The sequence below is a fragment of the Bacteroides mediterraneensis genome, from assembly GCF_025993685.1.
Classification (GTDB): Bacteria; Bacteroidota; Bacteroidia; order Bacteroidales; family Bacteroidaceae; genus Phocaeicola; species Phocaeicola mediterraneensis_A.
This window is the reverse complement of record NZ_DAJPEN010000001.1, coordinates 297,059-308,185: the sequence shown is the minus strand read 5'-3', so window position 1 is coordinate 308,185 and position 11,127 is coordinate 297,059. Positions and strand designations below refer to the sequence as shown.

General features: G+C 45.9%; 8 protein-coding genes, 2 tRNA genes and 1 pseudogene. 4 read left to right on the top strand and 7 right to left on the bottom strand.

What is annotated here, in order from left to right; all coding sequences use genetic code 11:
* Positions 1-566: 566 nt before the first annotated feature.
* Positions 567-713 (bottom strand): annotated as a pseudogene (locus tag OIM59_RS01180) (acyltransferase); the annotation flags it as partial.
* A gap of 320 nt (positions 714-1,033) precedes the next feature.
* The gene (locus OIM59_RS01175; RefSeq protein WP_299170286.1) at positions 1,034-2,401 is read right to left on the bottom strand and encodes an MATE family efflux transporter; all 1,368 of its coding nucleotides are present in this window, start codon (positions 2,399-2,401) and stop codon (positions 1,034-1,036) included.
* A 577-nt stretch (positions 2,402-2,978) separates the two neighbouring features.
* Between OIM59_RS01175 and OIM59_RS01170 the strand changes: the two genes are divergently transcribed.
* From OIM59_RS01170 to OIM59_RS01160, 3 genes are read left to right on the top strand one after another with little or no spacing between them, the layout of a single operon-like run.
* On the top strand, positions 2,979-4,979 hold the full coding sequence (locus OIM59_RS01170; RefSeq protein WP_303894378.1) for an AAA family ATPase: 2,001 nt from the start codon (positions 2,979-2,981) through the stop codon (positions 4,977-4,979).
* Between the two features lie 48 nt (positions 4,980-5,027).
* Positions 5,028-5,639, top strand: coding sequence for an L-threonylcarbamoyladenylate synthase (locus OIM59_RS01165; RefSeq protein ID WP_299170157.1), 612 nt, complete (start codon positions 5,028-5,030; stop codon positions 5,637-5,639).
* Positions 5,640-5,669: 30 nt separating this feature from the next.
* Positions 5,670-6,536 carry a mechanosensitive ion channel family protein gene (locus tag OIM59_RS01160; protein WP_299170158.1) on the top strand — a complete coding sequence of 289 codons (867 nt, stop codon included), beginning with the start codon at positions 5,670-5,672 and terminating at the stop codon, positions 6,534-6,536.
* Between the two features lie 101 nt (positions 6,537-6,637).
* Here the strand turns inward: OIM59_RS01160 and OIM59_RS01155 are convergent, their stop codons facing one another.
* The 5 genes from OIM59_RS01155 to OIM59_RS01135 form a co-directional block, all read right to left on the bottom strand.
* The gene (locus tag OIM59_RS01155; protein WP_299170159.1) at positions 6,638-7,828 is read right to left on the bottom strand and encodes an FprA family A-type flavoprotein; all 1,191 of its coding nucleotides are present in this window, start codon (positions 7,826-7,828) and stop codon (positions 6,638-6,640) included.
* A gap of 34 nt (positions 7,829-7,862) precedes the next feature.
* Entirely contained in the window at positions 7,863-8,798 is a 936-nt protein-coding gene (locus OIM59_RS01150; protein ID WP_299170160.1) for a TIGR01212 family radical SAM protein, read from the bottom strand.
* Between the two features lie 167 nt (positions 8,799-8,965).
* The gene (locus tag OIM59_RS01145) at positions 8,966-10,108 is read right to left on the bottom strand and encodes an OmpA family protein (RefSeq protein ID WP_299170161.1); all 1,143 of its coding nucleotides are present in this window, start codon (positions 10,106-10,108) and stop codon (positions 8,966-8,968) included.
* Between the two features lie 242 nt (positions 10,109-10,350).
* Positions 10,351-10,421 (bottom strand) — tRNA-Gln (locus OIM59_RS01140).
* A 42-nt stretch (positions 10,422-10,463) separates the two neighbouring features.
* A tRNA-Gln gene (locus tag OIM59_RS01135) sits at positions 10,464-10,534 on the bottom strand.
* 218 nt (positions 10,535-10,752) lie between these two features.
* On the opposite strand from OIM59_RS01135, the gene rsfS reads away from it, so the two are divergent.
* Positions 10,753-11,112 carry a ribosome silencing factor gene (rsfS, locus tag OIM59_RS01130; protein WP_299170162.1) on the top strand — a complete coding sequence of 120 codons (360 nt, stop codon included), beginning with the start codon at positions 10,753-10,755 and terminating at the stop codon, positions 11,110-11,112.
* Positions 11,113-11,127: the final 15 nt, after the last annotated feature.

The window sequence follows — 11,127 nt, the reverse complement described above, 5'->3', positions numbered from 1 at the left end:
TATCTATTTCATGTATCTTTTTATAATATTAGTGATATTTAAGGTATAGCTATCTTAACATGATAGTTCTATTGTTTGCAAATATACATATATTTTTTCAATATCAAAATTCATAAATATATATTTATTTATAAAAACCATTTTTGGTAATTATATCAATACAAAATCCGTCAATATACACTAATTTAATTTTTAGCTTTCCATAATGCAAATTATTCTTTTGCAGCAGGTTATATAGTTATTTTTTTTATTTTCAATTTTCACTACAAAAAAAGAGTATACACAAGAATTAATTTCCCCTTGTTACATACAACACTCATTTGACGTAAATTCTTTCAAACCTCATAGCCAATTTAAAAATCCACAACGATAATGCCGTCCCACCGTAAAATTAATAGACATGTAAGAATAAATTCAGATATACCTTTGAACAACATTTGTTGACATTAAAAAGAAGTAGTGCACGAAAATACCCCACAAGCTTGCAGGCTTCTAACTGCATGAAGACCATTACTCATACAAAAAACAACACACACGATTAATCTCACAACATGAAATCAACCCTATACTCTAATCAATCTAACATTTGAGAAACCCTTCAAAATCAGATTCTTCTTCCATCGGTCGTCGTAAGCATAGCCGATGACAAAGTCCGAAAGTATAAAGAAAAAGTCAATAGCCCAATACCCGTGGTTGATGACCGCGATGAGGGTAAAAGCAGAGGACAAAATTGGATGATTCATATTCTGTATGAGTATGGTACGCATTTATAATTATCCAACTTCACATTTTCCTCATTTCATCCGATTATTTTTCCACAATCCCATTTATCAAATCAAACACCCGCAAGAATAACTGTAAATGCCCCTTTATATTCTCTGTTTCACAGTGCGGGATTTGTGTTTCACAGTGTGAAATATGTATCCCACACTGTGGTTTTTGTATCCCACACTGTGGGACAGAGAATACACCTATATATTTCACCATTTATCTACTTGTGTTTCAATGAATTTACCCTATCATTCCACAAAATCTATTTTTTCAAGGGAATCGGAGCCTTGCGGAGTATCTTCGGGAACTGCCAGAAGAAGAGCAGGGTGCAGCAGATGGCGGCTGTGGCATCTGAAACAGCCTCAGCCAGAAACACGCCTTCCACATCGAAGAAACGGGGCAGCACCAAGGCAAGAGGTACCAGCAGAATGACCTTACGGAGCAAGGCGATAAAAATGGAAATCCGGGCTTGGCCAAGGGCGACAAACATGTTCTGACAGGCACGCTGCAGGCCGAAGATAGTCATTCCGGCGAGGAAAATCGGCAACACATGCTCCACGGTGGCAATCAGTTCGCGGTCGCTCGTAAAAGCAGAAGCCACTACGGACGGGAAACAAATCATCAGCAGCATCAGGACGAAATTGAAGGAGAACATCACCGTCAGCACAATCCGGAAACAGTCTTTCACCCGCTGCCGGTCGCCATGCCCGTAGTTGTAACTGGCCACCGGCACAAAACCTTGGGCAAAGCCGGTGAGCGGCACGCTGACCAGTTGCATGGCACTTTGCAGAATGGCCAAAGCGCCCACATAGATATCGCCAAATTTCTCCAGACTGCCGTTCAGCACGAAGCCTACCAGACTTTCCGTGCTGGCCATGATGAAAGGAGACACGCCCAAAGCCAGCATACCACCCACAATGCGGCGGTCGAACTTCAAGTAGCGTTTTTCCAAACGCAGGGAAGCCCGGTCGGAACACAGGAAACCCAGTACCCAGCAAGCACTGCAGGCCTGTGAGAGGATGGTGGCCAGTGCCGCTCCCTTCACGCCCATGTCGAACCAGAAGATGAAAATCGGGTCGAGCACGATATTCAGCAAAGCTCCAATCAGCACAGAATACATGGCGATGCTGGGACGTCCCTGTGAATTGATGAAGGTATTGAGTCCGGTAGAAACTTCCACGAACAGCGTACCCAGCAAATACACCGAAAGATAATCTTCGGCATAAGGGAGCGTAACGGCAGAAGCCCCTGCAAACTTCAAGATGGGCTCCATGCACAGATAAGACACCAGCGAAGTGAGGACGGTAAACAGTATCAGCAGCATGAAACCATTGCCCAGAATCTTTCCCGCACGCACCCGGTCGCCCTGTCCCAACGCCATGGCAGCCAGCGGGGCACCTCCGGCCCCCACAATGGCCGAAAAAGAGGAAATCAGAATGACCAGGGAGGTGGTCACTCCCACTCCCGCCAGCGCATTCGTCCCGATTTCGGGAATGTGTCCGATATAAATGCGGTCTACTATATTATATAGGAGATTGACAAACTGTGCGGCCACTGCCGGCAACGCCATCTTGAAAATGAGGGGAAGCATCCGTTCTGTTCCCAGGCGCTCTTCGTATTGATTGTTGATTCTTACTGTCATAAATCTTCCAAAAACGGAAGCAAAGTTACAAGTTTTTCGGGAGAGAAGGAGAAGAATGTAACCGAAAAGCACTAATTCCACCCTCGGATTTGATTTACATCAACAAATCGGGCCTTTACTTGAAAAATATGCTATAAAACATATTTCGTAAAAAAGAAAGCCCTATCTTTGTGGTGTAAAAAGAAAAGGGCAATAAGAAAGAGGCCCACAAAAAGTTTTCATAGGTAATTATAAATTAGGTAACAAGTACAACAAGGCCAGCTGGGAAGCCCGCCAGAAGATTTAATTAAACTAACTAAAAAAAGAAAGGGTAACAATTATGAAAAAGGTAAAAAACATTTTCCACAAGATTGCCAATGCAGATCCAATGATCTGGGGCTATGTAATGCTGAGTGACGACAGACGCAAATAAACAGGCGGCGCTGACAAGTTCAGCATTTGAAGAATGAATCTGATAAATGCCGAAAGGCTTCTCGTAAATATTCTGACGAAAAAGCGGTTGGGTTTCCAAGCGCTTTTTTTATTGCCTTTTTGTCTGTATCTTTGCTTCTAAAAACCACAACCCATGACTCCAACCCTGATAGATACCGACAACCCCGAATTTCAGAACGCCCTGAAGCTCATCCAATACACCCGCCAGTCGGTCTTCCTGACCGGAAAAGCGGGAACGGGTAAGTCCACTTTCCTGAAATACGTCTGCCAGCATACCAAAAAGAAATATGTGGTACTGGCTCCTACGGGTATTGCGGCCATCAATGCGGGCGGAAGCACCCTGCACAGCTTTTTCAAGCTCCCGTTTCATCCGCTTCTGCCAGACGACCCGAAGTTTCAGGGACGGAAGCTGAAAGATTTCCTGAAATATTCGGCCGACCACCGGAAACTGATTCAAAACATTGAACTCATCATCATCGACGAGATTTCCATGGTACGGGCCGACATCATCGACTTTATTGACAAGGTGCTGCGCACCTACTCGCACAACCTGCGTGAGCCCTTCGGCGGGAAACAGCTGTTGCTGGTGGGCGACGTGTTCCAGCTGGAGCCGGTAGTGAAAAGTGACGAACGGGAGATTCTGAACCGCTTCTATCCGAACCCGTATTTCTTCTCGGCCAAGGTGTTTCAGGAAATGGAACTGGTATCGATTGAGCTGACCAAGGTGTACCGGCAGACCGACAAGGTGTTTGTCAGCGTACTCGACCATATCCGGACCAACACCGCCGGAGCTGCCGACCTGCAACTGCTGAACACCCGTTACACCCCGGCACCTCCCTGCCCGGAAGAGAACGACCTCTACATCACCCTGGCCACCCGACGGGACAACGTGGACTACATCAACGAAAAGAAGCTGGAAGAACTGCCGGGCGACCCGGTCACACTGAAAGGAGAAATACACGGGGAGTTCCCCGAAAGCAGCCTTCCCACCCTCATGGAACTGGTCATCAAACCGGGTGCACAGGTGATTTTCATCAAAAACGACCAGGAAAAACGCTGGGTGAACGGTACCATCGGCACCGTGTCGGGACTCTCGGCCGATGGCACAATCTATGTGGTGACGGAAGACGGCAGTGAGTTTGACGTGCATAAGGAAAGCTGGAGCAACATCCGCTACCGCTACAACGAGACGGAGAAGAAGATAGAGGAAGAAGAACTGGGCACCTTTACCCAATATCCCATCCGGCTGGCGTGGGCCATCACCGTACACAAGAGCCAGGGTCTCACATTCAATCGGGTCATCATCGACTTCACGGGAGGGGTATTTGCCGGCGGACAGGCGTACGTGGCCCTGAGCCGCTGCACTTCGCTCGAAGGTATCCAGCTGAAACGCCGCATCTCACCGGCCGATGTGTTTGTCCGCCCGGAAATCGTCAGCTTTGCCCAGCGTTTCAACGACAACCAGACCTTTGAACGGGCCATGAAACAGGCACAGGCCGATATCCAGTACGTGGCAGCCGTGAAAGCCTTCGACAAAGGAGAGTTTGCGGAATTTCTGGAAGCCTTCTTCAAGGCCATCCACAACCGATACGACATTGAAAAACCACTTATCCAACGTTTTATCCGCCGGAAACTGTGCCTCATCAACCGGCTCAAGGAAGAAAACCGACAGCTTAAAGAGCAAATGCAGCAGCAACGGCAGAACCTGCAGAAGTATGCCCGCGAATACTACCTGATGGGCAACGAGTGCATCACCAAAGCACACGACCCACGGGCCGCACAGGCCAACTACGACAAGGCCTTGGAGCTGTATCCGGAATACGTGGATGCCTGGGTACGCAAGGGAGTGACCTTCTTCGACGAGGACCGGGTGGAAGAAGCGGAAGAATGCCTGAACCGGGCCGTACAACTCCGTCCCCAGGAGTTCAAGGCGGTGTACAACCGTGGAAAACTCCGGCTGCTGACGGGGAAAACGGAAGAGGCCCTGACCGACCTGGACAAGGCCACCAGCCTGAAGCCCCAACATGCGGGAGCCCATGAATATTTTGCCGAGGCACTCGAAAAAAGCGGAAAAGAAATAGAAGCAGCCATCCATTATCGAATTGCGGAAGAACTACGGAAGAAAAAGAAATAAATTTCTTATTTTTGCGGTTACACGAAGTCTCATCCTCGTGCCCGTACCATGATACTGAAATTATATCCCAAGAACAACCGACCGGAAGACTTGCAGCGGGTGGTAGACCTGCTGAACGACGGCGGCATCCTTATCTATCCCACCGATACGGTGTATGCCATCGGGTGTCACGCCTTGAAAGAACGGCCCATCGAACGTATCTGCAAGCTGAAAAATATCGACCCGCGCAAGCACAACCTGTCCATCATCTGCTACGACCTGAGCAACATCAGCGAATACGCACAGGTGAGCAACGCCACTTTCAAGCTGATGAAACGTAACCTGCCCGGTCCGTTCACCTTCATTCTGAACGCCAACAGCCGGTTGCCCAAAATTTTCCGCAACCGAAAAGAAGTGGGTATCCGTGTACCCGACAGCCCCATCATCCGCGAAATCTGCCGCCTGCTCGATGCCCCGATTCTGACCACTACCCTTCCGCTGGAAAAGGGAGAGGACATTGAATACATCACCGACCCGGAACTGATTGATGAAAAGTTCGGCAGTGTGACCGACCTGATTATCGACGGAGGTACAGGAGGCATTGAACCTTCTACCGTGATAAATTGTTGTGAAGAAGTACCTGAAATTGTCAGAGAGGGAAAAGGTATATTGAAGGAATAAATAACTGTATTATTAATTAATCATCAAATCATGTTACTTACATTATTACAAGCAACTGCACAGGCAGGCAAGGCAGCTTCCAGAATCAATGTGGAACAAATTCTGGACAAACTGCTCAACTGGGGTATTGAAGTGGGAAAAGACATTCTGGCAGCCATCATCATCTACATTGTAGGCCGGTTCATCATCAAGCAAATCGGACGGCTGGTCAGCAAGATTCTGGAGAAAAGGAAACTGGAAATCAGTGTGCAGACCTTCCTGAAAAGTCTGCTCAACATCTTGTTGAACCTGATTCTGGCATTTGCCATCGTGAGTAAGCTGGGCGTAGAAACCACGAGCTTTGCCGCCATCCTGGCCTCTGCCGGTGTGGCTATCGGTATGGCACTGTCGGGCAACCTGTCAAACTTTGCCGGAGGACTGATAATCCTGGTGTTCAAGCCGTTCAAGGTGGGCGACTACATCGACGGACAGAATGCCAGCGGAACAGTCAAGGAAATCCAGATTTTCCATACCATCCTGGCTACGACAGACAACCGTATCATTTACGTGCCCAACGGCGCATTGAGCAGCAATGCCATCACCAACTACAGCAAACAGGAAATGCGCCGTGCGGAATGGGTGTTCGGCGTGGAATATGGAGAAGACTTTGAGAAAGTAAAAGCTGTACTGGAACGCATCATCGCGGCAGATACCCGCATCCTGACTACTCCTGCTCCTTTCATCGGGCTGGGAGCTTTGTCGGCCAGCAGTGTGGATATCAAAGTACGCGTCTGGACCAAGACCGAAAACTATTGGGACGTATATTTCGACATGAACAAAATCGTATATGACACCTTCAATAAGGAGGGTATCGGCTTCCCGTTCCCACAGCTGACGGTACACCAGGCAAAGGACTGATTTCCGAACGAATCGCATTGCATAAAAAAATCTTCCACCGAAGGGCGTCACCTCAGTGGAAGATTTTTTATATCCTGTTTTCTAAAAGGAAATCCGCTTTCTTATTTCCGGTCAGCTTTCAGACGGTCGGCCATGGCCTTTGCCAGTTCCTTCGCCTGCGCATAGTTGTCGGCTTTCATGCTCTGCTTCATTTCAATCGGATTACCTACCACTTCGAATTTCAGTTTCTCTGTGAACTCACCCAGTTTCTTTACCGCCGCACTGGCCCAAGTGAATGAGCCGAAGTAACCGAACAGACGGTTCTTCATTTCACGGGCAGCCACCTTGTTGAGCAAGGACTCCATCTCAGGATACAGCTGCATGTTGTAAGTCGTACAACCCGCAATCAGTCCTTTGTATTTGAAGATATCGGCCAGGATATAAGAATGAGGCGTATGAGATACATTGTGCAGCACGATGTTCTTGATACCTTGTGCACTCAATTCTTCCGCAATGGTTTCAGCCAGTTCTTCCGTATTGCCATACATCGTACCATAAGCAATCACCACTCCTTCTTCGCCTTCATAGCGGCTCATCTTGTCGTACATACCCACCACTTTCGGAATATATTCTTCCCACACCGGTCCGTGAGTCGGACAAATCATCTTAATAGGCAGGCCACCGCATTTCTGCAAGGCTTTCTGCACCGGATTACCAAATTTACCCACAATGTTGGCATAGTAACGGCGCATTTCGTTCCAATAAATATCGGTATTGATGTTACGGTCGATGCAACCTCCGTTCAAGGCTCCGAAACATCCGAAAGCATCGCCAGAGAACAGAATTCCTTCTGTTTCATCGAATGTGACCATCGTTTCCGGCCAGTGAACCATCGGCACCAGATAGAAACGCAGGTTGTGGTGTCCGAGTTTCAGGAAATCGCCCTCACCCACTACGTAACGTTCACCTGTCACGCCATAGTATCCTTCCACCATCTCGAAAGTCTTCTTGTTTCCTACCAGCACAATTTCAGGATAGTATTTCTTAATCAACGCGATAGAACCTGAATGATCCGGTTCCATGTGGTTGATGATCAGATAATTGATTTTACGGTCGCCGATGATGCTGCGGATTTTCTTGATATAAACTTCAAAGAAAGCGACATCTACCGTATCCACCAGTGCCACCATATCGTCATCTGCAATCAGATAGGAGTTATAAGATACGCCATAAGGAAGTGGCCACAAATTCTCAAACAATGCTTTTGTGCGGTCGTTCACACCGACATAATGAACTTTACCTTTAATTTCCATTGATATCCTATTAATTAAAAATATTATATTGTTTTTATTCTCTTTCCTTTTCGTAAAACTTACCCTGCCAAGTGTCCCTTTCCTGCAGACGACGCTTCATACGGACTGCAAACTCGTAATTCTTGATTCCCCAGTCGGGTGCTATCAGCAACTCCTTGGGCGACTGTGACACAAAACGTTCCAATACCAAATCGGGACGCACACGCTCCAGGTAATCAATCACAAGGTCAATATATTCGTCTACCTCATACAGATGGAATTCCTCAGGATGCAACTCATATTCACGGGCCATACGTGTGCCGCGCACCAATTGCAACTGATGCATCTTCAACGTCGTCAATGGCAAAGCTGAAATTTGTGTCGCCTGGCGGATAATGGCATCATGGTCTTCACCCGGAAGGCCCAGAATGACATGGCCGCCCACACGTATCCCTCTTGCCGCCGTACGTTTCACGGCATCCTCCGTACATTCAAACGTATGTCCGCGGTTAATCCGTTGCAAGGTCCGGTTGTCCGTACTCTCAATGCCGTATTCCACCAGCAGAAAAGTCCGACGATTCAGTTCTTCCAGGTAATCCAGCAATTCATCGGGCATACAGTCCGGACGGGTACCTATCACCAGCCCGACAACCCCTTCCACCTGAAGAGCATCTTCATACATCTTCTGCAACTTTTCCAACTCCGCATAAGTATTCGTATAAGCCTGGAAATAAGCAAGGTATCTCATCTCCGGATACTTCCGCGCAAAAAAGGCCTTCCCTTCTTCCAGCTGCTCTTTCACCGACTTGTCCGTCCGGCAATAGGCTGGATTAAACGTCTGGTTATTGCAGTAGGTACATCCACCATATCCTTTCACCCCATCCCTGTTCGGACAAGTAAATCCCACATTCAGGGAAATTTTCTGTACCTTGAAAGGAAAGTGAAGCGCCAGAAACTTGGCAAAATCATTGTATCGTGTACGTTCTTCCATGATTTTACAAATTCGGGGACAAAGATAATGCTTTTCAGCCACTTTTCCCACAATTCATAAATACAAGAAATGCAAAAACCTCCCTACCACGGACAAAACATAAAAAAGGCTGTCACAGTGTTACCCGCAACAGCCTTCAGACTACATTATTTCAATTTAAAAAAGAATTATTCCGCTTCATTCAATGTCGCAATACTTACACGGTTCCAGTCCGGTTCAGAGAACATATCACCTACTCCCTGACCTTCAGCCGTAATACGTGAAGCACTGATTTTGTACTTACTGATCAACATGTTCTTCACGGCTTCCGCACGCTGATTGGCCACACGTGCATTGACTTCCGCGCTACCTTCGGGAGAAGCATATCCCTTAATGGAAACAGTACTCTTCGGATTGTTTTTCATATAAGTGGCAATACGCTCCACATTCGGAATCTGGTCTGCACTGATGGCAGTCTTTCCCTGACGGAAAGTAACCACTGATTCCAAAGACTTGGAATGGGTGTTCTGAACGATTGTTTCTACCTGCTTAGGTGCATTCTTCAAATCGGTCAGTTCTTTTGCCAGGCGAGCATTTTCAGCAGCTTTCGCATTCAAAGCCTCTTCCTTACGGGCATTTTCCGCACGCAACGCATTGACAGACTCATTCAACGCATCAACTTCTGCCTGGTTATAAGGCTTCTGGATAGTCATGTAGTGCTTACCGTTGCTGCTAGCAAAATGGTAAGTCACACCTGCCAGGATTTCAATCTTCGACTTGTTGACATTCAGCAATTGTGCACGGTTACCGTCCATTCTATAGACAATCGCCGGACGAACATTTACAGTCCATGCCTTTTGCTCACCCAAATTGAAGTTCAAGCTTGCCCCAAAACGGCTTACCATATAAGAACGGTCATATCCATAACCCGAGTTCATAAAGTCATGACCCCAACCAAATCCGGCAATACCTTCCACTTCAAACAATCTTGGCTGACCGTTGTATCCGCAGAAAAGATTATTCAAATTAATCTTACCTAACAGACCTAGATTCAAATCGTCGAAAGCGGTCTTGCTCATAGAAGTATTGATACCTGTCAAACCTTCAAATGAAACGCCCAGAACTGGAGTTATCTGTTTACCCAGTTCAATACCTGTTTCCGCACGCATGTTACGCCAGAAAGCAGAATGAGCGGTAGGAGTTGTGACTCCACCTTTCACGCCCACATACCAATTATCAAGAAAACGAGTTCCTTCATACGCCTTTTGTGCATTTGCAGAAAGAGACGTCACAGCCAGAGCTGCAGCTACTAAAATTGTTACCTTTTTCATTTTTTCATTCAAACTTTAATACCTTAATCACATTTTTCAATCTCGATGACTTAATAACTATATTCCAAAAGGAATTGTTTGTAGAAGAACAGAGCATTAACACTCATTAAGAAACAAATACAATAAAGAATCCATATAAACAGCTGATTATATGAGTTTTAACCGAACGGTTCAATTATATATACACAAAATAAAAAAAGAAAACAAAAAAGGTGTCCTGAAAAATCAGAACACCTTTTTTGTTGGGCTACTCGGATTCGAACCAAGAAAAACAGGACCAGAATCTGTTGTGTTACCATTACACCATAGCCCAATAACGCTTTGTCTCCTCCGTGAAGACGCGGCATAAATGAAGTTGGGCTACTCGGACTCGAACCAAGAAAAACAGGACCAGAATCTGTTGTGTTACCATTACACCATAGCCCAAAATCAAAGAACGATTGTCGTTTTTTGTTTGACGGTGCAAAGGTACAACATTTTTGGAACATACAAAGCTTTCTGGCATTTTTTTCTTCTGAAAAACATATTTTTCTTCTTTTTTCAGCTTCTTTCAGGCAAAAATTTTCTGATATACAGAAAAGCAAGTATATTTGCCTTACTTATTATAAAGAACTTTATTTATAAATATAGGAATATTCAAAAGAATGAACGAAACAAAAAATTTGATAGAAAAAATCACTGAAGGAATTCAAGAGAAAAAAGGAAAACAGATTGTCATTGTCAATTTAACAGAAATAGAGGATACTATCTGCAAATATTTCGTCATCTGCCAGGGAAACTCGCCCAGTCAAGTGTTGGCCATCGTTGACTCCATCAAAGAACATGTGAGAAAAGAAACCGGAATCAAGGTATATGCCATAGACGGACAAAGAAATGCCCAATGGGTAGCCATGGATTACAGTGACGTCATTGTACATGTGTTTTTACCGGAAGTACGGAATTTTTATAATTTGGAACATTTGTGGGCCGATGCCAAACTGACTCATATACCAGATTTAGACTAATATAATAATAGGAAT

What these genes read in the sequence shown, in the direction of transcription:
- OIM59_RS01155 (WP_299170159.1), bottom strand. Translation starts at nt 7,828, where the DNA reads ATGGAAATTAAAGGTAAAGTTCATTATGTCGGTGTGAACGACCGCACA.
- OIM59_RS01170 (WP_303894378.1), top strand. Translation starts at nt 2,979, where the DNA reads ATGACTCCAACCCTGATAGATACCGACAACCCCGAATTTCAGAACGCC.
- OIM59_RS01160 (WP_299170158.1), top strand. Translation starts at nt 5,670, where the DNA reads ATGTTACTTACATTATTACAAGCAACTGCACAGGCAGGCAAGGCAGCT.
- OIM59_RS01150 (WP_299170160.1), bottom strand. Translation starts at nt 8,798, where the DNA reads ATGGAAGAACGTACACGATACAATGATTTTGCCAAGTTTCTGGCGCTT.
- OIM59_RS01145 (WP_299170161.1), bottom strand. Translation starts at nt 10,108, where the DNA reads ATGAAAAAGGTAACAATTTTAGTAGCTGCAGCTCTGGCTGTGACGTCT.
- OIM59_RS01165 (WP_299170157.1), top strand. Translation starts at nt 5,028, where the DNA reads ATGATACTGAAATTATATCCCAAGAACAACCGACCGGAAGACTTGCAG.
- rsfS (WP_299170162.1), top strand. Translation starts at nt 10,753, where the DNA reads ATGAACGAAACAAAAAATTTGATAGAAAAAATCACTGAAGGAATTCAA.